Origin of the sequence: Altibacter sp., from assembly GCF_019913785.1 — a bacterium.
Lineage (GTDB): Bacteria > Bacteroidota > Bacteroidia > Flavobacteriales > Flavobacteriaceae > Altibacter.
In genome coordinates this window covers 13,324-35,278 of sequence record NZ_JAIOHK010000063.1, presented here as the reverse complement: position 1 = coordinate 35,278, position 21,955 = coordinate 13,324, and the positions used below count along the sequence as shown (strand labels likewise).

Sequence of the window (21,955 nt, the reverse complement as noted above, 5' to 3'; positions counted from 1 at the left end):
AAGAGTAGGTTAGATGTAATTGTCTAAGGTACAGATTAAACCAATTTGAAGCAATAGGTTTTTTCCTGAGCAGAAAATGGGATTTTTCCTAATTTTAAGATTTTGCTTATGGCTTCCATATCTTTTAGCTATTTTTAAGGATAATTTAAAAACATATCTATCATGGCAAAACCCGCAAACTGTATTTCTGAAACTGAGGCAAGAACCCTTTATAATAATTGGGATAATCGCGCTACACTTATCAATAATAATCTGGCTCCCGATGTACGCGATGTTATATTTAGCGTGGAAGAATTGGAAGCGTATTTAAAGTATGTTAAGGAAAACCATGTTGGGATGTCAAAACAAGGCATAAGAATCTATTTCGCTGCTTATAACAATGCACAATCCACCAAGGCAACCGTTTTTTTGGCACCCACCAATGGGACAAGTGCCAATGCTCCAAATAATTATGCTATTGAAGCATTAAATAAAGGACAGGGTGGATGGCCACCAAATATTTACTAGATTGGAATTTATAGATTATATTGGGAATACTATTCCAATTTTGTTGGTTGAATTTTTAGCAGCAATTGTTGGAATCTATTATTTAAAAAAAGAGACACGCCTAAAAAGTTCAGTTCACTTGGTAACTTTTTTATGGCTTACTCTGTTTGTTGAAGTAATTGGCTCGTATGCTCCTATTGCATATTTTTCGGACTACAAATATTTTTCATTTGTTGAAGGAACACCATTTAGTAAAAACTATTGGTTATACAATTGTTTTCTCATTGTTAGTTTTAGTTTTTTTGTTTACTATTTTCGGTCTTTTATAAAATCTAAAAAAACGAGATTACTGCTTAAAGTATTAATCTTCTTTTTTATATTTTCTTCAATTATCAATTTGTTGTTTTCTGAAGTTTTCTTTGTGGGATATTCTCAGTATGTGACTCTTACAGGAACATTGCTGCTGTTTTTTAGTGTAGTTCTCTTTTATTTTGAACTGCTCCGAAGCGACTTCTTATTACAGCTAAAACAATTCTTACCCATTTATATATCAGTAGGAGTTTTACTTTATAATTTGTGTGTGACCCCAATTGATATATTTTCTAATTACTTTAGTGCAGGAAATGATTATTTTGTAAAGCTAAAGAACGATGTATATCTATACGCTAATATCTTTATGTACGTTACCTTTATAGTTGGTTTCATTGTATGCTCCAGAAGGAAGAAGTCTTATTAATTGCCTATTTTATTGCTGTAATATTTTTACTGGTATTATTTGTGGTGTTCTTTTTTATTGCATTTCAACGTAAAAAAAACAAATATCTATTTGAACGCCTAGAAGCCGAAAAAAAGTTCGAAAAGGAACTCGCCAATTCCCAGCTTGAGATTCAGGAACAAACCTTAAAGAATATTGCTTGGGAACTACATGATAATGTAGGGCAATTGCTTTCGGTAGCCAATATTCAACTGAATATGCTTATGAACAGTGCGCCCGAAAAATTTCATCAACAGATTATAGAGACCAAGGAGGTAGTGACCGCATCGGTTACCGAAATACGTTCATTGTCTAAAATTCTGAATACAGATGTGATTAAAACCAATGGCCTCGTTGCATCTCTTGAGGTAGAATTGGAACGATTTAACCGATTAAATTTTCTAGTAGCCACGTTTAAAGTTGAAGGCGACGAAGTTTCGATTAAAAGCCAAGACGAAATTATTATTTTTAGAATACTTCAGGAATTCTTTTCAAATGTGATGAAGCATGCCAAAGCAAATAATTTATTCGTACATTTAAGTTATAAAGAGAACGCACTTGAAATTTTGGCAAAAGATGATGGGGTAGGCTATGATGCTAGTGTACACCACGGGAACAGTGGAATGCATACTATGAAAAGCCGAGCCGAGTTGTTACAAGCAGATTTCAAGATTGATTCAAAAATTGGAGAAGGAACAAACCTATTTCTAAAATATCCCTATACGCATGACAAGCAGTCCTAAAGAACACGCTATTGCCATTGTAGACGACCACTTACTTTTTGCCGGTTCATTAGAAAAGCTGATTAACTCATTTACCGGATTTCACGTACTCTATCATGCCAAAAACGGACTTGATCTTCAGCAAAAAATTAAAAGCAGTAAAGATCGGCCCGAGATCATTTTGCTGGATATCAACATGCCGGTAATGGATGGTTTTGAAACTGCCGAATGGTTGACCGAAGAGTACCCAGACATAAAAGTACTTGCGCTTTCGATGGACGATGATGAGAACACCATCCTCAAAATGTTACGCAGAGGTGTAAAGGGTTATTTGTTAAAGGACATTCATCCAGATAAATTAAAGGAAGCACTTTCGGAAGTCATAGACAAAGGATATTATCATTCCGAAAGAGTGGCAACTACACTTTTACATTCCTTACAACCCGGTAATCAACACGATGAGCTTGCTTTTAAAGAAAATGAAATTATTTTTTTACAACTCGCCTGTAGTGAAATGACCTATAAAGAAATTGCGAGCGTAATGAATCTGAGTCCGAAAACCATTGATGGCTATCGTCAAGAATTGTTTAACCGACTCAATATTAAAAACAGGGTCGGCCTGGTGATATTTGCCTTAAAGAATAATATTATTTCTATTTAAGACAGGCTTTCCATAAGGGATCGTTCGGTGGCGGAGCCACTACAATAATCTCTTCCTTTTTTACCGGGTGGATAAAACCCAAGGATCTGGAATGTAGATGAATGCTTGCATCCTGATTACTTCGGTCAAATCCGTACTTTAAATCCCCCTTGATAGGGGAACCGATGGCCGATAACTGACTCCTAATTTGATGGTGTCTGCCGGTCTCTAGATCAATTTCCAACAAAAAATAGGTATCCAAGGCTTTGACCACCGAATAACTCAAAACCGCTTTCTTACTATCGGGAACTTCCTTGAGATGCGCATAGGATTTGTTCTGTTTCGGATTTCGTTTTAGATAATGCACCAACCTATCCGAATCTTTGGGAGGAGGGTTCTTTACGAGGGCCCAATAGGTCTTTTTGGTAGCGCGATCGGCAAATAGTTTATTGAGTCGGGCGAGGGCTTTCGAAGTTCTCGCAAATACCACAATGCCGCTGGTAGGGCGATCCAACCTATGCACCACTCCCAAGTACACCGCCCCCGGTTTTTGGTATTTTTTGGCGATATATTCCTTCACTACTTCCGAAAGTGGTACGTCACCCGTTTTGTCACCCTGCACAATATCCCCGGGCCGCTTATTGACGACAATAATATGGTTATCTTCAAATAATACCTGAAGATTGTCGGGTGTTGAGTACATTAATATTGTTCTTTGTCGGTAGGGAAATCACCACTTTTTACATCGGTAATATATTGCTGAAAGGCATTGGTCATATCACTGAACAAATCGAGGTATCTTCTCAAGAACCTTGGGTTGAACTCATGTGTCATGCCCAGCATATCGTGGGTAACCAACACCTGACCATCAACCCCATTTCCAGCGCCGATACCAATAATAGGAATGGATACACTTTTCGCAACTTCCTTGGCTAATTTGGCAGGTACTTTTTCCAGAACAATGGCGAAACAACCGGCTCTTTCCAATAATAAAGCGTCTTCTTTTAGTGTTTCTGCCTCTTCTTCTTCCTTGGCACGAACTGTATAGGTGCCAAATTTATAAATGGACTGCGGTGTTAGTCCAAGGTGACCCATCACTGGAATTCCGGCGTTTAAAATGCGTTTTATCGATTCTTTTATTTCTTTTCCTCCCTCCAGTTTCACCGCATGCGCACCACTTTCCTTCATAATTCGAATAGCCGAACGCAATGCTTCTTTGGGATCACTCTGATAACTTCCGAAAGGAAGATCCACCACTACCAAACTTCGTTCTATCGCCCGAATAACAGAAGCTGCATGATAAATCATTTGATCCAACGTAATAGGTAAGGTGGTTTCGTGCCCTGCCATTACGTTCGATGCAGAGTCGCCAACCAGGATTACATCGACCCCTGCATTATCCACAATTTTCGCCATGGTAAAATCATAGGCTGTAAGCATGGAGATTTTTTCACCTTTGTTTTTCATATCCACCAAGGTCTTGGTAGTAATCCGCTTGTATTCTTTTTTTGCTGTAGACATAGGTTTTATAACAGAATGAGCGGTAAAAGTACTAATTTTGAGAATCAATCTTTAAACAATCTCTTATGAAGTTTATACCGACGTTCCTCTGTTTTTTCGCAACTGCCTTTACTTTTGCACAAAGCGACTTTACCGAAGCCGATGCCAAACAGGTAATTGATACTTTTTTTGAAGGATTTCATAAGGCTGATACCTTGAAAATGCGCTCGGTGCTTATGAAGGAAGTCACTTTGCAAACTGCCTTCACCGATAAAGATGGCCTTGCCAAAGTCAACGACGGATCTATGGCAAATTTACTAATGGCAATTGCCAATCGTGGTGTAGATCAAAAATGGGATGAACGATTACTGGACTATAAGGTTCAAATTGATGGAAATATAGCGCAGGTATGGACGCCCTACCAGTTTTGGTTCAATGATAGTTTTAGCCATTGTGGCGCCAATTCATTTACTCTGGTTAAAACAGAAGACGGTTGGAAGATCATTCATCTAATCGATTCCAGAAGGAAGGATGACTGCTTCGATTAGCAATCACTTATATTTACTTGTACAGCCAGACCACCCTCACTTGTTTCCTTGTATTTACTGGTCATGTCTTTGGCAGTTTCCCACATGGTAGCAATTACTTTGTCGAGTGGCACTTTTGCATGAGACGGGTCCCCGTCGAGTGCCATTTCACAGGCATTGATGGCTTTGATGGCTCCCATCGCATTTCGTTCAATACACGGAATTTGGACCAATCCGCCAATGGGGTCACAGGTGAGTCCCAAATGATGTTCCATGGCAATTTCACTGGCCATTTGAACCTGTGCCGGAGTACCACCCATCAACTCTGCTAACGCCCCGGCCGCCATAGCCGAAGAAACTCCAATTTCGGCTTGGCATCCGCCCATAGCCGCTGATATGGTGGCTCCTTTTTTAAATAAGCTTCCTATTTCACCGGCCACCAGCATAAATTGTTTCACATCCTTAAAATTGGCGTCGTGATTTTCAATCACCATATAATACATCATAACAGCAGGTATCACACCGGCACTTCCATTGGTGGGTGCGGTGACCACTCTTCCCAGAGATGCGTTTACCTCATTTACTGCAAGTGCAAAGCAAGAAACCCACTTTAGAATCTGCCTGAATTTAACTTCGGTACCACGAATCGCTTCGATCCACTCTTGCGGATTGCTATAGGTCGCATCTCCAATAAGATTTTTATGCATATCGAAGGCGCGGCGTTGTACATTGAGTCCCCCGGGCAATTTGCCTTCCGTATGACAGCCCACGAACATAGAATCGAGCATAACAGCCCAAATAGCGTTTAATTTGGCATCAATCTCTTCATCACTGCGCAAAGAGCGTTCGTTCTCCAGTACAATTTCCGAAATGGATTTCCCTTCAGTATCACAATGAATAAGTAATTCGGTGGCCTTTTCAATCTGAAAAGGAAATTGTGCAAACTTCTCCAGCTTCTGTTTGGCGCGTTTTCGCTCCTGTTGTACCACAAATCCGCCACCAATAGAGTAGTAGGTAGCAGTTACTTTTTTGCCATCCCGCAGCGTCGCTCGGAATATCATCCCGTTAGGATGGAATTCTAAGAATTTTCTATTGAATTTGATGTGTTCCTTCGGAATAAAGGGTACGTCCAATTCGTTATTAAGTTTTATAACACTTTTCGAAGTGATATGAGCAACATCTTTGTCAATGTTTTCAATTGGAAAAGTAACGGGATCGAAACCACAAAGTCCAAGCATTACTGCAATATCGGTGGCATGACCTTTACCGGTAAGGGATAGAGAGCCATACAAATCGACCGAAACTTCTGCGATGTGGGCAAAGTGCCCCTTCGTTTTCAATTCTTCTATCCAACGTCCTGCTGCCCGCCACGGACCCAGAGTATGAGAGCTGGACGGCCCCACACCTATCTTTAACATATCAAAAACACTTATACTTTCCTTGGACATCTTGTGGACAAATATAGAGTTTCTATTGCTTCAGAACGAGTTTTTAATAGGTAAAAAATAGGTGTTTAAGTCGTATATTTACTAGAATTGGAACAGGAATTCATGATTAAGTCTCAACTATGTGTTATGATATAAAGGCAAGTCTGGAGGCACAACTTCAACGTGCAAGAAGGAATAATGATCTGCAGGCAATTTCGGAAATTATTGAAAAATTAGCTCCACTCACCGACTTACCGATTTACCACGCCTCGGGTTTTAGTCATCCCGAAATGCTAATTTATACAGATAGATCTCCTAACTTCCCTGAAGTAGCGACTTGGGGGCTGGTGCCAAATTGGGTACGCGATCAGGAACAGCTAAAAAAAATATGGAATAACACTTTAAATGCCAGAGGGGAGACTATTTTTGAGAAACCGGCCTTTCGTCTTTCGGCTAACAATAATCGCTGTATCGTCTATGTGGATGGTTTTTATGAACACCATCATTACAAAGGAAAAACCTATCCCTTCTATATTCATCGAAGGGACAAATTACCTATGGCACTTGCAGCGCTTTGGAGCGAGTACCATGATTTGGAAACCAGAGGCGTATGCATCACTTTTTCCATTGTAACTACGACCGGAAATCCTATGATGGCCAAAATTCACAACAATCCAAAACTGAAAGAACCTCGAATGCCGGTGATTCTTTCTGAAGAAATGGAAGATGCCTGGCTACAACCTATTCAGTCTGAATTGGACAAGCAGCAGATCGAAAGTTTGATACAGGAGTTTCCTGAAAACGACCTTGAAGCCTATACAGTGGCTAGATTAAGAGGAAAGGAATATATAGGTAATGTGGAAACGATTTCAAATAGATTTGAGTATGCCGAATTGCCCGAACTGTAATTTCTTCTGAAACTGAATTGCACTGCGTTATTGCCTTCTGTTGGCTAGTAGAGGAGGAGGTTCTCCCGTGAAGGGATTCCATCTACTGATGCTTTTGGCACCCATACCCGAAGCCTTTATCACAGCGCGATCTCCATAGCGTTCCCGCATCTTGTCCATGGCCTGATATAGGTTGATGATCTTGTCGTTGTCATTAAAAAGGTCAATTTGTTGTCCACCCTCAACCAAATGACTAAAACGCACTCCCACCAAACGCACCAATAGCCTTCGTTGGTATAATTTTCTATAGAGTTCCATGACAACAGGCATTATTTTATGATCGGCAGCGCTATATGGAATACGTTTTTGCTGGGTGTAGGTTTGGAAATCGGAATACCGGATCTTAAAAGTAACACAGGCCGTTAACTTATTACCCCTTCTTAGTTGGTAGATTAAGTTTTCGGTCATGGCAGTGATAATTCCTTCCAGTTTTTTTATATCGGTAGTGTCTTTGTCGAAGGTGCGTTCGGTGGAGATGGATTTCCGTTCGGTATATTGTACTACCGGGGAATTATCGATCCCATTGGCTTTTCTCCAAAGGGTTTCTCCATTTTTCCCAAAAACGCGCGCCATCATTTCCAAGGGCATTTCCTGAATGGTTTTTATTTGTTTGATGCCCAAATCACAGAGCGATCGGTAGGTAACCTCTCCCACCATGGGAATTTTACGCACCGAAAGCGGGGAGAGGAAGGGTTTTTCGGTACCCTTTAGTATGTGTATCTGATTGTTGGGCTTGGCCTCTCCTGTGGCAATTTTGGAAACAGTTTTATTGACTGAATGACCAAAAGATATAGGTAGTCCCGTTTCTTTGATGATACGCGAACGCAATTCGGTGGCGAGCTGGTGGCAGCCAAAGAATTTATCCATCCCGGTAAGGTCAATATAGAACTCATCTACCGAGGTCTTTTCATAGAGCGGAACACTTTCTTTGATGACATCGGTCACCGTATTTGAAAATTTACTGTAGATACCCGAGTTTCCTCTTAAAACAATGGCTTCGGGACATAACTGTTTTGCCAAGCGCATGGGCATGGCCGAATGGATTCCAAAGGCTCTGGCCTCATAACTACAGGAAGCCACCACACCCCGATCACTGGTGCCTCCAATAAGAATAGGTTTTCCATTGAGTTTGCTGTCGAGCAGGCGCTCACAGGACACAAAGAAGGTGTCAAGGTCCATGTGTACTATGGAGCGGTTTTCGTTCATAACTATATATCGCTTCGAACGATTTGTTCTTTTATTTATATACTCTACATCTTTAACAATAGAAGGCTAGGTTGCCTATAAGGAAGCCAACATCAGGCATTATTGGTGGGGCGCACCCTTCGGTTAAAGTTTTTAACCGAATTGGCCTGCAATGCAGTATCGCTATATCTGGGATCCTGAATAATGGGGTAACGAACCATCTTTATCACCTCAATAGAGATGCAGTCAAATTCTTCCATGACTTTTCCGGTAATCTTATAAATTCCCTTACCCCTAAATTTATATCGTTCGGCTACCGGTGGAAAGTGTACGGTATCTATAAAGTCACCATCTCGGTCTATAAAATTTCCAAAATACATTCTTTTGCTATTTGAGGTTACCGTAACTTTTGTAGTTACTAGATACCCTTCTATCTCAACAATTTTACCTACAAAATCGGGTAAGTGTTTCGCTCGCATTGCGCTTCTGGAAGGAGCTAGTAGCAGTTTAAATGGGTCGCATAACGGAAAGTGTAATAATTCCATTTGATCAAAGGCATCTTCCATGCGTGTACTGGGAAGATTGGGCGTAGTATAGGTCATCTTTTCAGCTTTAAAAAGGGTTAATATATGTTCTTCGAAAGTCACTTTGTGTATCTTCATATGAGCCTCCCATAACAGTTCCCGCTTGTTTCTTTTGGTAAAACGGAAGGCGTCAATTTTAATTAGAATGTTCACCTGTTCCACCGAAATGGGAACTCTGTCTATAAAATCGTCCAGGCTGAGGTAATAGCCATTTTTATTGCGTTCGTTTACAATGCGCTTCATCACTTTCGATTCTAAGGCATGTAAAAAGGCAAAGCCCAAAAAGATGTTTGTTCCTTCAATGACGGTTTCCGCCCTGCTGTGATTAATACAAGGAGCAAGAATGGTTGCCCCATGCATACGGGCTTCATGGACATACAACTCTGGGCGATAAAAGCCACCACCATTGTTGAGGGTTGCTACCATATATTCCAAAGGGAAATAGGCCTTTAAGAACAAACTCTGGTAACTTTCTACGGCATAGGAGGCCGAATGCCCTTTGGCAAATGCATAGCCGGCAAAGCTCTCAATTTGTCGCCAGACCTCTTTGGTGAGTGCTTCCGATTTCCCGCTGCTGTGGCAATTGTCAAAGAAAAGCTGCTTCACCTTTAAGAATTCATCTCGGGACCGAAACTTTCCGGACATTCCTCTGCGCAGCATATCGGCTTCCCCCAACGTAAGGCCTCCAAAGTAATGCGCCACTTTAATGACATCTTCCTGATAGACCATCACTCCGTAGGTTTCGGGCATGATGTCTGCCAGTACAGGATGAGCGTCTTTCCTTCTTTCGGGGAAGCGATACCGCAAGATGTATTCTCGCATCATACCCGATTTTGCCACGCCGGGGCGTATCACCGAACTGGCTGCCACCAAGCCCAGATAATCATCTACCTGTAACTTCCGAAGCAACATCCGCATGGCAGGCGATTCTACATAAAAACAACCAATCGCCTTTGCGTTTCGCAATAGGTCCTTAATGCGTTCATCCTGCTTGAAGCGCTTGATATCGTGAATATCAATAGGAGGAAGCTCCGGGTGGTTGTACCGCACCACTTCTACGGCGTCTTTGATTTTCCCCAGTCCTCGCTGACTCAAAATATCAAATTTGTACAGGCCGATGTCCTCGGCAACCACCATATCGAATTGGGTGGTGGGAAAGCCCTTGGGAGGCATAAAGGTAGCGGTGTAATAGTGGATGGGTTTTTCGGAAATAAGGATGCCCCCTGCATGAATCCCCAGATAGTTGGGAAACCCCTGAATGTATTTACTGTACCGTACGACCAGTTGCGATAATTTATCCAAAGTGTTGTAATTATAATCGCCTTTGGAGAGTACATCGATCTCTGCTTTTGGTAAACCGAATACCTTCCCCAGTTCCCGAATCGAGGCTTTGTATTTAAAGGTGTTGTAAACAGTAAGTAGGGCGGTATTTCGAAATCTTCGAAAGATAAATTCAGTAATATCATCCCGATCCTTCCAGGAGAAATCGATATCGAAATCGGGCGGATTTTTACGGTATAGGTTGATAAAACGCTCAAAGTATAGGTCCAGCTCGATGGGGTCCACATCGGTGATGCGAAGTAGGTAGGCGATCACACTGTTGGCGCCGCTTCCGCGTCCCACATAAAAATAGCCTTTAGTGCGGGCGTATTTTAAGATCTTCCAATTGATAAGAAAATAGGACACAAACCCTTTTTCTTTGATAATGCCCAATTCCTTCTGAATACGGTCCAAAATAGCATCGGTAGGGGTGCCGTAACGATACGGGAGCCCTGCATAGGTGAGTTTTTTTAGGAGTTTGTAGTCGAGCGCTTCGTTCCCGGTATATGCATGCTGGTTGTTAGGAGTTTCTTTGCTGAAGTCGAAAGAAATACGACATCGTTTTAAAAGCTGTTGGGTGTTTTCTATGAGTTTGGGGAATTCTTTAAATGCTTCTTTTAGTGCGTTTTCTGAACAGAGTAGGTTGGTTTCCTGGCCTTGTTCGGAAATGGGGAGTTTGCTTAGTAAGGTATTATTATCAATGGCCCGAAGCAGCCGATGCGTATTAAAGCCTTTTTTGTTCTGAAAGCTTACGGTATGTAGGATGACCAGTTTCTCCAAATGGTCTCTCCAGGGTGAAAATTTGAGTCGGTTGAGGTCTTCGGCCCGTACGCCCAGAAATTCATTTTCAGAAAGGCTGGTCTCTGTGAAGACTGCAAAGGGATAGATTACAAAGGTGTGGGGGAGTTGTTTGGCGCGACCGGGGATTTTTTCTCCCGCATATAAAAAGGAAGACAGGTAATTGTTGATTTGCATAAAGCCCTCATTGTTTTGTGCAAGGATGACAAACTGCTGTTGGGCTCTATTCCGAAAATCGACCCCCAATACCGGCCGAATGTGATGTTGGGGCGCTAGGCGCACAAAATCGAGGCAGGCCGAGGTGGTATTGATATCGGTAAGGGCGAGGCAGGGAATATCGAGCTCCTCTGCAAGTTCTAGCAGATCCTTTGGCTTTATGGTACCATAGCGCAGGCTATAATAGCTATGTACATTAACAAACATATACAATCTGGATATATTCCAAAATTATGGAATAATTCCAAGTTTACCAAAAGAAGTTTTCAAAAAAGTAGTGTGTTTTAAAAAATCTTATTTCTTCTTCCGCGGATTGGGCTTTAGCGACATCACATAGTGATAACTTTCGTCCAGATACTTGGCGAGTAGATCCAGATCTTCGAGCATGGCATCGGGAACGAGGACGTAATCGCGCATCACTGCACCGTAGGACTTGTAGATGGTGGTATTGTGGTCTTTTTTAAACTTTTCCTGCGATTCTTTTGAAAGTCGGATACCCAACTCACCATCTTTATTGAGGAGTGAGAACATATGAGTGTTTGCTGCGGTATAGGGCATGGTCTTTCCAAGTCGCTCGAATTTAGGATTCATCGTTACCAAACGATCGTATATTTTTAGTTTTTCTTCCCACATGACTATTGAATTAGCCTTAAAGATATTAATTATTGCTGAATGAAGTGATAATGGAGTGCAAGAGGGATTGAGGCGGCATCCTTTTTATTTGCAAAGACTTTCGACTGTACTTCCACGTCTTTGCTGAGTGCGATTGAAATACTCAGTATGACAATTTCGGAGACAAATAAAAAGATATAGCCGAAAGCCCGGCTCGCCAAAGGCGAAGCTTGCCATAAAAACTGACACCATGTCAGACACTTTCAACTGGCATAGTCCTTGTCATATACCTCGCATAACTAAAAATTGAATTCGTAACACATATAATAATAACACTATGAGTAAAATAATTGGAATCGACTTAGGAACTACCAACTCGTGTGTCGCCGTAATGGAGGGTAGCGAGCCAACAGTAATTCCGAATGCCGAAGGAAAAAGAACAACACCTTCTGTAATTGCCTTTGTGGAAGGTGGCGAAATTAAAGTAGGGGATCCTGCCAAAAGACAGGCGGTGACCAATCCTACTAAAACCATTTCATCCATAAAACGTTTTATGGGAAATAAATTCACCGAATCTAAAAGTGAAGCCGAACGCGCTGCTTTTAAAGTGATGAAAGGGGATAACGATACCCCACGTGTGGATATTGACGGACGTTTGTATACACCTCAGGAATTGAGTGCGATGGTACTTCAGAAAATGAAGAAAACCGCCGAAGATTATCTGGGACAAGACGTTACCGAAGCGGTGATTACCGTTCCGGCCTATTTTAATGACAGTCAGCGTCAGGCCACCAAAGAAGCCGGTGAGATTGCAGGACTAAAAGTAAGACGTATTATAAACGAACCTACCGCAGCCGCTTTGGCCTACGGTATGGATAAAAAAGGAAAAGACCAGAAGATCGTGGTATTCGATTTTGGAGGAGGAACGCATGACGTTTCTATCTTGGAATTGGGTGACGGTGTTTTTGAAGTATTGTCAACCGATGGGGATACCCATTTAGGAGGTGACGATGTAGATCAAAAAATTATCAATTGGTTGGCTGAAGAATTTGAAAAGGAAGAGTCTATGGATCTTAGAAAAGACCCAATGGCACTGCAACGTTTGAAGGAAGCTGCCGAAAAAGCAAAAATCGAATTGTCATCTGCGGCACAGACCGAGATCAACTTGCCATATGTTACGGCTACTGCTAGTGGACCGAAGCACTTGGTAAAGACCTTGACCAAGGCGAAGTTTGAGCAATTGATCGATGATTTGGTAAAAAGAACTATGAAGCCTTGTGAAACTGCGTTAAAGGCAGCAGGTTTAAAGAAAACAGATATTGACGAGATTATCCTTGTTGGTGGTTCTACCCGTATTCCTGCCGTACAGGAAGCGGTAGAAAAATTCTTCGGAAAGGCACCTCACAAAGGAGTGAATCCCGATGAAGTAGTAGCTGTAGGAGCTGCCATTCAAGGGGGTGTATTGACCGGAGATGTGAAAGATGTATTGTTACTGGACGTAACGCCACTTTCCTTGGGTATTGAAACCATGGGCGGTGTATCCACACGTTTGATTGAAGCCAATACAACCATCCCTACCAAAAAAAGTCAGGTGTTTTCTACTGCGGCCGACAATCAGCCGAGTGTGGAGATCCACGTATTGCAGGGAGAGCGTGCTATGGCTACCGACAACAAGACGATTGGACGTTTCCACCTAGATGGAATTCCACCTGCGCGTAGAGGAACACCTCAAATTGAAGTGACCTTCGATATTGACGCGAATGGTATCATCAAGGTAAGTGCGACCGATAAGGCCACGAACAAGTCACAGGATATTCGTATTGAAGCGTCTTCAGGATTGACTGAAGAGGAAATCAAGAAGATGAAGGCGGAAGCCGAAGCAAATGCGGAAGCCGATAAGGTTGCCAAGGAAACTGCCGACAAGCTGAATGAAGCCGACGGTATGATCTTCCAGACTGAAAAGCAATTGGAAGAGTTTGGTGATAAACTTTCTGCCGATAAGAAAGCGCCTATTGAAGAAGCGTTGACTGAATTAAAGAAGGCGTACGAAACCAAAGACCTAGCTACAATTCAGCCGGCATTGGACAAGATCAATGAGGCGTGGAAAACTGCTTCTGAAGAGATGTACAAGGCGCAGGCCGAAGCCCAGCAGGGTGCTCCAGCAGGTGATGCCGGAGATACCGCTTCACAGAACGGTAATGAAAATGCCGATGTAGAAGACGTAGACTTCGAAGAAGTCAAGTAGCCTGTCCTGAGCGTAAGTTGAAGGATAGACTTCGAAGAAGTGAAGTAAGCGGCTGGATGTTAGAAAACATAAGCTTGCAATAAAAAAACCCAACCGAAAGGTTGGGTTTTTTTGTTTGTTATAACATTGCGTGCTTATTTCTCTGAAATTTGCTTGGCAATTCCATTCACATCGTAATAGTCGGTGACCATAGCAATTTTACCGTCCTCATTCATCCAATATAATCCGAACCATTTTACGCCGATTTCCTTTTTACTTGCGGTATGCGTAGCTTTCCAAGTACCGTACACGCGAATAGCATCCGGGTTAACAGAAGCTGAAGCTTGCGGATAAACAGAACCGGACCACATGCCACCCGCAGTGGTATCTGGTAACTCGATACCCTCCATGAACTGAATATTGTCAAAATTGGCGTGGTAATCCTTTAATGCTGAAAGAAGATCGGCCTTGGTAAGCCATTTCCCTCCGTTGTATTGTGGAGGGCTCCATTTTAGCGTATCGGAAAGAAGTTCAGACAATTTCTCTAAGTTCTCTGCACCGTGTGCGGCTGCAAAGGCGCGAATGGTTGCTACTTTCGAATCGAAGGCGGCGTAATCCGGAGCATCTTCGGCCTTGGTAGTTTCTACTTCTTCTTCAACCGATGCCTTCTCGGGGGTCTCTTTACAGGCATTTAGTGATATAAAGATCATTAGGAATACTAGAATACTTACACTTTTCATATGAATTAATTTTATAGACATAGCTGTCTGGTTAGTAGTGCATTAAAGGTAGGTTATTAACCGCGGTCTACTACACATTCCTACAGAATTTTTTAAAGAAGTGAAGTGAAAGCAGCGTGAATGCTGCCTCTTTTTTTTAAAAAGCTACTTAACAACCGTCTGCTCCAAAGGAAAATACGAGTTCTTGATCTACCTTTTCACCTTTTGCATTTTCGGCAGCTTCCCAGCTATCCGGCATGTTGTTAATTAGCTCAATCATCTTGGAATCTATAGTTGAATAGCCCGATGTGCGTACTATTTTGGCATTTGAAACGGCCCCATTTTTGGTGATCGTAAAATTCAGTCTGGCTGGTTTTAGCCTATTTTTCTGCACCATGACCCTTTGTTCCTTGCTATTTTCTTTGAGGTAGTCAAGGAGTGCCTCTTTGCCGGTTGTATAGACCGCTTGCTTTTCAGGTACAACGGTGAGGTACGGCGTCCAAATACTTTGTTGCAGTTCGCCGGTCTCGAAGCTTTTCTCGGTATATTTTGCCGAAATCAAAATATTGGCTGAATAATCGAACGATTGTAGCAATGCGAGTTGCGCTGCTGAAAAGACACCACTGTTAGTTGTTTTATTACTATCGGTTTGGTTACCATCCTTTAAAGTGATAACACTCAGCGACGCGTAAGACACGATGCGATCGGCATGCTCCTTGGCAATAAAATCACTGAAGGATTTCGCATTTTGCAAGTCAGTTTTTGAAATGCTATTAAACCGTGTGCCTACAACATAAGAAAAGGCCGGTAGGGCAGGATGAATCACTTGTTGTTCGATCTGTTCATCAGCAGGAACACTGTTGCTATTAACAGCCACAGCTTGATCCTTTTTGCTGCCAAACATACAATTAAAACCATAGGCCATTAGAGTGAGTGTGATAAGTGCTATGCTTACTAGTAGAATCTTCTTATTCATATTTCTGTATCGTTTATTGCTAAACTGCGTTATAATGCAGTTTAGGTTTTGTTGTTGCCTGTTTTATTTTTTTTCTTTTCTAAATCAAGGTATAGCTGTTCCACCTTATCTCTAGCCCATTGTGTTTTTCTTAAAAACGTAAGGCTGGATTTTATAGATGGATCACTTTTAAAACAATTGATATTAATTTTCATTGCTAATCGTTCCCAACCATAGTGTTTCACTAACACCTCTAGTATTGTAACCAGTTTTACTCCATGCAGCGGGTTATTGGGTTGTTCTTTATAGGGTGTATTTTCTTTATCCATTAATACGATGATTACTCCTTTTAAAATTGACTACAGCTTAGAGTTACTAACTATCAAATATACAGGGGACAGCTGGTTAATGGATGGGATTAAATGTAAAAAAAATGTGAATTAAATGTGAAGTGCTTGAAATAGGGCAAATGCAATAGCGTTTTGATGAAAATAAAAATGATTAGTAAGTCATTTTTAAGATTATTCTGTATAAATAGTATGGGTCTTCTGTCTTGCTTTTTTAACTTCAATTTTTTTGAGCATCCAGGAAGGATACTCTTTATCATCTTCGGCATCATAAATGCGGATATTTTGTGATTCATTGGGTTGAATAAGATCAAACTGCTTAAGGTTTAAAATTTCTCCTGCGGTTTGTACACCCGAATAACTCGCTCCGGCAATACCATGGGAAGCGATACTGGCTCCACATAAAAATAAATTCTTAATTTCACTTCTAGGTTTAAAAGCAAATGGACCTATTTGCTTCAGCGTTTTCTCTGTGCCATAAACGCTTCCATTGGTTGAATTAATATAGAATCTATTGGTAATTGGCGTGCCCAATTCTTTAATGATAATATGATTACTAACCCCGGGAAGCACTTTTTCTAGGGTATTGATCATTTTTGTTGTCAATTGATCTTTAAATTCGAGATAGGCTTTTGAGCGCTGACTTTCCTCATTTTCAAATTGTTTAAACGACTCATAATCTATATAGGTTATTACTTCCAGTGTATGGTGTTTACCATCAAAACTAATTGGGTCTTTGAGGGTAGTACAGCTTACAAACATTCCCAAAAATTCATCTCCGTCTAGAATATTTGGCTTCAGCATTTCTTCATAAATTTCATCCAAATCTCCTTCGGCCATAAGCCAAATATTTCCAGAATCTAATCCTGCTTTCGTGACGTCCATATCTACGGTTAGGAATAACATGAGGGAAGTAACGGAATATTTTGTTTTATCAAGCTTTTTGAGCAATCGCTTCCTTAAATTTTCTCTACCCACTAATTTTTTATACGTAATATCCGGATCGGCGTTTGATATGATGTTCTCAGCGAAGAGTTGTTCACCGTTATCTAGCTGGACTCCAATGGCCTTCTTTTTTTTATCGCCTTCTAACAGAATGCGATGAACCCTCGTACTCGTTCTTACTTCACTTCCTTCCTTTTTTATGCAGTTTGTCATGGCTTTGATAATTGCACCACCACCGCCCATTGGGTAAAAACCTCCATTAAAATAATGATCCATTACAGCGCAGTGTAAAGGAAAACTTGCTCGAGCGGGTGCCAAACCGTGATCTCCAAATTGAATATTCAAAATCTTTTTTAGAAGAGGATCTTTAAGATACCAGTTAATGACTCTTTTTAAACTGAAAAGTGCATACTTCCCCATTTGTTTAGTGCGAAAGGGAATAGTAATTTGATCCCAAAAAGTTTTAATGTGAGGAATTAGCTGAAGTTGTTTGCTCACATTGCGAACCAGCGTTAGGTATTTGGCAATATTTTTTTTTTCAGCCGGAAATTTTTCTTGAAGTTTAAAAACCAATTCATCAAAATTGCCAGGAAAATCAAATCGTTCATCACCCATCCGGCAATGTTCATAGGCTTTAGGATTCATTCTAAAGAAAACCAAATCATTTGCAATTCCAAGACCTTCATATAATAAACTTGTAGGTTGTCCTTTGTCCAATTGACCAATATAATGCACTCCGGGTGTAAATCGATATCCGTCCAAATAGAAGCTGTGGCACCAACCTCCCGGCACTTCATGTTGTTCTAATACCAAAACTTTCTGACCTTTTTTTGCCAAACAAATTGCCGCTGAAAGACCTCCGGCACCAGAGCCAATAATTATAGTGTCATATCTTTTTGATTGCATATAAAATTTATGAACTTCCAAGATATGCTATTTTGATAGAAATTAACTAAGCTTCCGGAGTTTATTCAGGGCAGTTTATATCTAAAACAACTGGTATTAATTTTTGTTTATAACCCAACTACTTTACTTATTTAGTCACAATGCTAGAAAGAGTCTCTCCTTTTGCTAAATCCTCAATTTTTAAAATTCCTTTTTGAAGGGAATAAAACAATTTGGAAGTAAATGATTTTAGCATATAAGTATCATGATATAAATGGCTACGAATATTTACGTCTCCTATATATTTGGGATTCGTAAAAATTTGGCCCTCCAAACAATTGTAAAAAAAGATGCTAAATTCAAATTGATTCTCCTTTTTTGCACGTAACGAAATACTTCCTCCGCAGTTATTGTCATCTGAAAAAGATATTGTTCTGTTCTCAAATAGGTCCTTTTCTAATCCTAGTGAAATATTATCCAATTCTTGTGTGTCTTTTTAATCAATTGTTAGTGAAGTAACTGAAAATGTTTTTACTTCACTCGTCTGTTCATTCCTTAGTTTAAATGATTCATTTTGTTCATATACTAAAAACTGCTGGGCTTCTTTACTTAGTTTTATCTGTTTTTCTGAAGGCTCACAAGATGTAATTGATAAAATTAGACTAAATAATGAAATTGATAGGGCGCAGGTTTTCATGATATTGGGTTTAATATGGGTACTAATTTATAGGATATTGACAGTTGTCCTGATTTAAGTTTGGTGATGTTTTGTGTATTTTTTATGTATAAGAATTTTTATCTCCATTTTTTAAAGTAGTAGCTGCATTTCTTTAAGTCTGTTGGATTTGTAGTAGAAAAATACAAATTTTCTAGCAAATAGTATTTTTAAGGTCGCTGGGTCAAAACCATCGCCTTACTTTCTTACTATAGGCGGTATAGGCAGCTCCAAAATCTTTTCTCAGTCGTGGTTCTTCAAAGAACAAGATAAAAAAGTTGAAGGCTATAAACACTGCCAACGTATATCCCCACAAGGTATTCGATTCAAAAAAGAACGCCTGTGCGAGAAGCATGAGCAGTACGCCCACATACATTGGATTGCGAGAATAATTGTAAAGACCCTTTATGACCAACTGTTTGGTGGGATCGGCAGGAGAGAGCGTTCCCTTGCCCCGAACCGCAAAACTGATAATACAGTGGCTCATAATGAGAAACCCAACTAAAAATACAATCGCAGCCATATATTGAATGGTGGTGAGTGGTTGTGCGAAGATAATTTGTATCCGTTCTCCCAAGATAAAATAGGGGATGAGTCCAACCACGATTCCGGGTTGGAGAATGGTAAAAAACAAATTTCGTAAAAGCAATGATCTCATGACTGAAATAACAAAAGTGATTTGCCGCGAAAATAGACACCCCTAATTTAGTGAATTATACGCAGCTGAATAGCCGTTATTCACCATCTATTCACCTTCCTGCGTTTCTGTCCCGTGGTAAGATCCAAATTTAGAGCCTTTTCGATAATCTGGACGAGTGGATCTACGTTGGTGAGAAAAGACAAACCGGTGAGTTCTTCCACGCGATTCATACTGGTTAAGAATTGATAGTACTGCTTTTTCTGCTTCGGAAGGACATTCGGGATGATAAAAGTAAGTGTGCTAATTCCATCATCTGTCTCTCGTATAACAATCTTAAAAAGAGCATCGGGAACAGCAGCTTGTACTTCATCATCCTGTCCCAGCCACACAGCCGGAGTCTTATTAAAAAAGATAGGGCCGCAAATCACCCAGACACTACCATATTGATCGGCCCAATCGGTTACCTGAGATTCTAATGCCTTCCATAAGCCATTGTTTTGCCATTGTAATTGTGGGACGGCATTGAGGACAGTATGGGTGTTGAAACCTGCAAACATACTCATACGATCTGCTACGTCTTTCGGACACATATGTCCACGTACATAACGGTAATCACCGGAGACCTCTCGCAGATTGCGGGTACCGCTAACGGCATAGGTTTTATCGGTTGGGGCTTTTTTGATGGCAGCCAGACTATCATCGGTCATCCAGGTGGGGCGTGTGTAGGTAGGAATATCAGGACCCAACTTTTCTTTTACTTCGTATGCTACCCATTCGGGGATGGCTAAGAGATCTCCCACCCCGTCTCCATTATCGTCATCATCACTATCGAAAGATGAAGTATAGGCCGCAAAATGATACAAAAGATCGGATGGTGCGATCCCCCATTTGGTATGGTGATAAGTGCTATCCATAACAATGGGCTTGTATTTATTTCCCGGTGGCGACTGTGACCAAAGGGGCCATACCACCAAGGAAGCGACCAAGAGAACGCAATATTTCATAACAAATGGTTTATTGAGGAGTCGTTAAAACCAAAAATCCCCGATTGGCTGAGACCGAAACGGGGAGGAAGTATAAAGATACTTATTATTTTAGTGCACCACCAATTTAAGCGTGTGAATTCCTTCAGCATCTTCGATATTTAGGAAATAGATACCACTACTCATGGCGTGTTCTATTGTGATCTGCGCCGACGGCTTGTTTATTTTTTGCTGAAGTCCCAGTTGTCCCGATATCGCATGTACCGAGATTAACACATCCTCATACGATAGTGAGGGATTAAGTTGCAAAGTGATGGTTTCTGAAACCGGATTCTCAACGAGCAGATATCGTGTTTCCGAAGCAAAATCAGTAGTTCCAAGAACCGTTTGCCGAATCTCATCCAAGGCAAACTCGGCACTGGCAGCGGTTACCGTTACGTGCGACTCGTTCTCATTTGGAATATAGGTATTGACAAAAGGGGAGGTGTGCGTTCCTCCGATATCAGGAATAGCAAACCAATCGTCTTCATTGGTAATAGCCAGACTGCTAATCAAAGGAATAAAACTATAATCATCTTGATCCAAAGCGGCGATAAAGGCCACGATCACAGGATTGGAGGCACCGCCGCCGCCCAGTGCGGCTGAGATGTTCCCTGTCCCCCCGGGTGAACTATCAACGCCATCGCTGAATGCAAACGATTCGGCTTCGGCATCGAAGCTGTCTAGCGGTATTCCGAAGAAAAAAGAATCGAAACTCGTCACATTATTAGTAGTAGCGGCATCTGGTGTAAAATGCAAGGCTACATCTGCGGTTAGGCCACTTCCTAGATCGAGGGTAGTATCCACTACCTGCATGCCGGACGATCCCGTAGTTGCTCCCAAGGCACTACCATTCACCATGGCTACATTTCGCACCTGTGACGGAAACCCCAGTGCATCCAGTTCGGCTTGGAATGCGTCTCTAAAATTTGGAGCCCCTTCGGGTAACAATTTTGCCGGGTCTTGTAAGTAGTTGGATCCTGCCAATAAATGTCCTAGCAAATGATCGTACAGCATTTCTTTCGCCGCAGGGGAGTTGAGTACTTCATCGACTATGGCAACTGCATCGGCATCACCGAGTTCTTGAGCCAAATAATTAATAAGGTATTGAAGACTAATTGGGATGTTTGCCCCTCTGTGCGGCGAATCGAAAGAGATGTACAACCTCGTTTCGGTATCCATACTATTCTGTTCCATATAGGCGAGGCCATATCGGGCGATTAATCCACCCATACTTGGTCCCAACACCACCAATTCTTCGTCACCTACTTTTTCATTGTTTAAATAATTGATCATTTCAATTAAAACCATGGCATTGCGCTGTATATAATCCGCGCCACCGTCTATGTCCTTTCCTCCGGTGATGTATTGCGGTGCATTCAGAATAACAATGTCATAACCTTCATCCCGTAAGATATCGGCCATATTCTGGCCGCCAAAACTCAGACTGTTGTACAAGCCTGTAATATCACGTGCATCACCCGGATCGAAGCCGTCCAGAACGATAATGGGATTGTCCAATACGCCGTCCACATTGTCTAAAAAGATCTCGTATTCGCCTTCACCAAAATATTCTTGTGATTCGTCATATCCCTGATAACCGATAGTGGCCACGATTTGGGCGACAAAGCCCCGATTTTGAATGGGCCTATCGACCGATTTCTTCATAAAAGTACTTTGTGCAAATGCCGTAACCGAAAGGATAGAAAGGAGTAGGGTAAAAATTGATCTCATAGTTTGGGTTTAAAATTTTAGTTTCGGAAAGATACTAAAAATATTACCATA

The 21,955-nt window shown here is 41.2% G+C and carries 20 protein-coding genes; 6 read left to right on the top strand and 14 right to left on the bottom strand.

Features of this window, described 5'->3' with window-relative positions; all coding sequences use genetic code 11:
• Positions 1-162: 162 nt before the first annotated feature.
• The 3 genes from K8F54_RS11440 to K8F54_RS11430 all read left to right on the top strand — a co-directional run bounded on the left by K8F54_RS11440 (position 163) and on the right by K8F54_RS11430 (position 2,623).
• Positions 163-507, top strand: a complete 345-nt coding sequence (locus K8F54_RS11440; RefSeq protein ID WP_290791000.1) for a hypothetical protein — start codon at positions 163-165, stop codon at positions 505-507.
• A 687-nt stretch (positions 508-1,194) separates the two neighbouring features.
• Positions 1,195-1,983, top strand: a complete 789-nt coding sequence (locus K8F54_RS11435; RefSeq protein WP_290790998.1) for a histidine kinase — start codon at positions 1,195-1,197, stop codon at positions 1,981-1,983.
• Positions 1,967-2,623, top strand: a complete 657-nt coding sequence (locus tag K8F54_RS11430) for a response regulator transcription factor (protein ID WP_290790996.1) — start codon at positions 1,967-1,969, stop codon at positions 2,621-2,623. Before K8F54_RS11435 ends, K8F54_RS11430 begins: the two co-directional genes overlap by 17 nt.
• Here the strand turns inward: K8F54_RS11430 and K8F54_RS11425 are convergent.
• On the bottom strand, positions 2,616-3,305 hold the full coding sequence (locus K8F54_RS11425) for an RluA family pseudouridine synthase (RefSeq protein ID WP_290790994.1): 690 nt from the start codon (positions 3,303-3,305) through the stop codon (positions 2,616-2,618). The genes K8F54_RS11430 and K8F54_RS11425 overlap by 8 nt on opposite strands.
• Complete coding sequence (gene panB / locus K8F54_RS11420) at positions 3,305-4,123, bottom strand: 3-methyl-2-oxobutanoate hydroxymethyltransferase (protein ID WP_290790992.1); 819 nt, start codon at positions 4,121-4,123, stop codon at positions 3,305-3,307. The genes K8F54_RS11425 and panB overlap by 1 nt, the downstream gene beginning before the upstream one ends.
• Before the next feature lie 65 nt (positions 4,124-4,188).
• Here panB and K8F54_RS11415 point away from each other — a divergent pair, with 65 nt between their 5' ends.
• A complete protein-coding gene (locus tag K8F54_RS11415) occupies positions 4,189-4,650 on the top strand; it encodes a nuclear transport factor 2 family protein (protein WP_290790990.1) in 462 nt (153 codons plus the stop codon).
• Here K8F54_RS11415 and K8F54_RS11410 read toward each other — a convergent pair.
• The gene (locus tag K8F54_RS11410; protein ID WP_290790988.1) at positions 4,647-6,077 is read right to left on the bottom strand and encodes an L-serine ammonia-lyase; all 1,431 of its coding nucleotides are present in this window, start codon (positions 6,075-6,077) and stop codon (positions 4,647-4,649) included. The two genes, K8F54_RS11415 and K8F54_RS11410, sit on opposite strands and share 4 nt — an antisense overlap.
• 119 nt (positions 6,078-6,196) lie before the next feature.
• Here K8F54_RS11410 and K8F54_RS11405 point away from each other — a divergent pair, with 119 nt between their 5' ends.
• Positions 6,197-6,964 (top strand): SOS response-associated peptidase, encoded by a 768-nt coding sequence (locus tag K8F54_RS11405; RefSeq protein WP_290790985.1) that lies wholly within the window; start codon positions 6,197-6,199, stop codon positions 6,962-6,964.
• A 27-nt stretch (positions 6,965-6,991) separates the two neighbouring features.
• On the opposite strand, the gene dinB is transcribed toward K8F54_RS11405, so the two are convergent.
• The 3 genes from dinB to K8F54_RS11390 form a co-directional block, all read right to left on the bottom strand.
• On the bottom strand, positions 6,992-8,209 hold the full coding sequence (gene dinB / locus K8F54_RS11400; RefSeq protein ID WP_290790982.1) for a DNA polymerase IV: 1,218 nt from the start codon (positions 8,207-8,209) through the stop codon (positions 6,992-6,994).
• Between the two features lie 92 nt (positions 8,210-8,301).
• Positions 8,302-11,313, bottom strand: a complete 3,012-nt coding sequence (gene dnaE / locus K8F54_RS11395; RefSeq protein WP_290790971.1) for a DNA polymerase III subunit alpha — start codon at positions 11,311-11,313, stop codon at positions 8,302-8,304.
• A gap of 87 nt (positions 11,314-11,400) precedes the next feature.
• A complete protein-coding gene (locus K8F54_RS11390; RefSeq protein ID WP_290790968.1) occupies positions 11,401-11,739 on the bottom strand; it encodes a hypothetical protein in 339 nt (112 codons plus the stop codon).
• Positions 11,740-12,055: 316 nt separating this feature from the next.
• Between K8F54_RS11390 and dnaK the strand changes: the two genes are divergently transcribed.
• Positions 12,056-13,963 carry a molecular chaperone DnaK gene (dnaK, locus tag K8F54_RS11385; protein ID WP_290790966.1) on the top strand — a complete coding sequence of 636 codons (1,908 nt, stop codon included), beginning with the start codon at positions 12,056-12,058 and terminating at the stop codon, positions 13,961-13,963.
• A 134-nt stretch (positions 13,964-14,097) separates the two neighbouring features.
• Here dnaK and K8F54_RS11380 read toward each other — a convergent pair whose 3' ends face one another.
• From K8F54_RS11380 to K8F54_RS11345, 8 genes are all read right to left on the bottom strand, one after another.
• Positions 14,098-14,682: a nuclear transport factor 2 family protein gene (locus K8F54_RS11380; protein ID WP_290790964.1), complete on the bottom strand. Its 585-nt coding sequence runs from the start codon at positions 14,680-14,682 to the stop codon at positions 14,098-14,100.
• Between the two features lie 148 nt (positions 14,683-14,830).
• Positions 14,831-15,637 (bottom strand): energy transducer TonB, encoded by an 807-nt coding sequence (locus tag K8F54_RS11375; protein ID WP_290790963.1) that lies wholly within the window; start codon positions 15,635-15,637, stop codon positions 14,831-14,833.
• Between the two features lie 41 nt (positions 15,638-15,678).
• Positions 15,679-15,945 carry a VF530 family protein gene (locus K8F54_RS11370; protein WP_290790961.1) on the bottom strand — a complete coding sequence of 89 codons (267 nt, stop codon included), beginning with the start codon at positions 15,943-15,945 and terminating at the stop codon, positions 15,679-15,681.
• Between the two features lie 192 nt (positions 15,946-16,137).
• A complete protein-coding gene (locus K8F54_RS11365) occupies positions 16,138-17,814 on the bottom strand; it encodes an NAD(P)/FAD-dependent oxidoreductase (RefSeq protein ID WP_290790959.1) in 1,677 nt (558 codons plus the stop codon).
• 475 nt (positions 17,815-18,289) lie between these two features.
• Positions 18,290-18,490, bottom strand: a complete 201-nt coding sequence (locus K8F54_RS11360) for a hypothetical protein (protein ID WP_290790956.1) — start codon at positions 18,488-18,490, stop codon at positions 18,290-18,292.
• Positions 18,491-18,692: 202 nt separating this feature from the next.
• A complete protein-coding gene (locus tag K8F54_RS11355; protein ID WP_290790954.1) occupies positions 18,693-19,166 on the bottom strand; it encodes an isoprenylcysteine carboxylmethyltransferase family protein in 474 nt (157 codons plus the stop codon).
• A gap of 80 nt (positions 19,167-19,246) precedes the next feature.
• A complete protein-coding gene (locus K8F54_RS11350; protein WP_290790952.1) occupies positions 19,247-20,152 on the bottom strand; it encodes a DNA/RNA non-specific endonuclease in 906 nt (301 codons plus the stop codon).
• 90 nt (positions 20,153-20,242) lie between these two features.
• Positions 20,243-21,904 carry a T9SS type A sorting domain-containing protein gene (locus K8F54_RS11345; protein WP_290790950.1) on the bottom strand — a complete coding sequence of 554 codons (1,662 nt, stop codon included), beginning with the start codon at positions 21,902-21,904 and terminating at the stop codon, positions 20,243-20,245.
• Positions 21,905-21,955 lie beyond the last annotated feature (51 nt).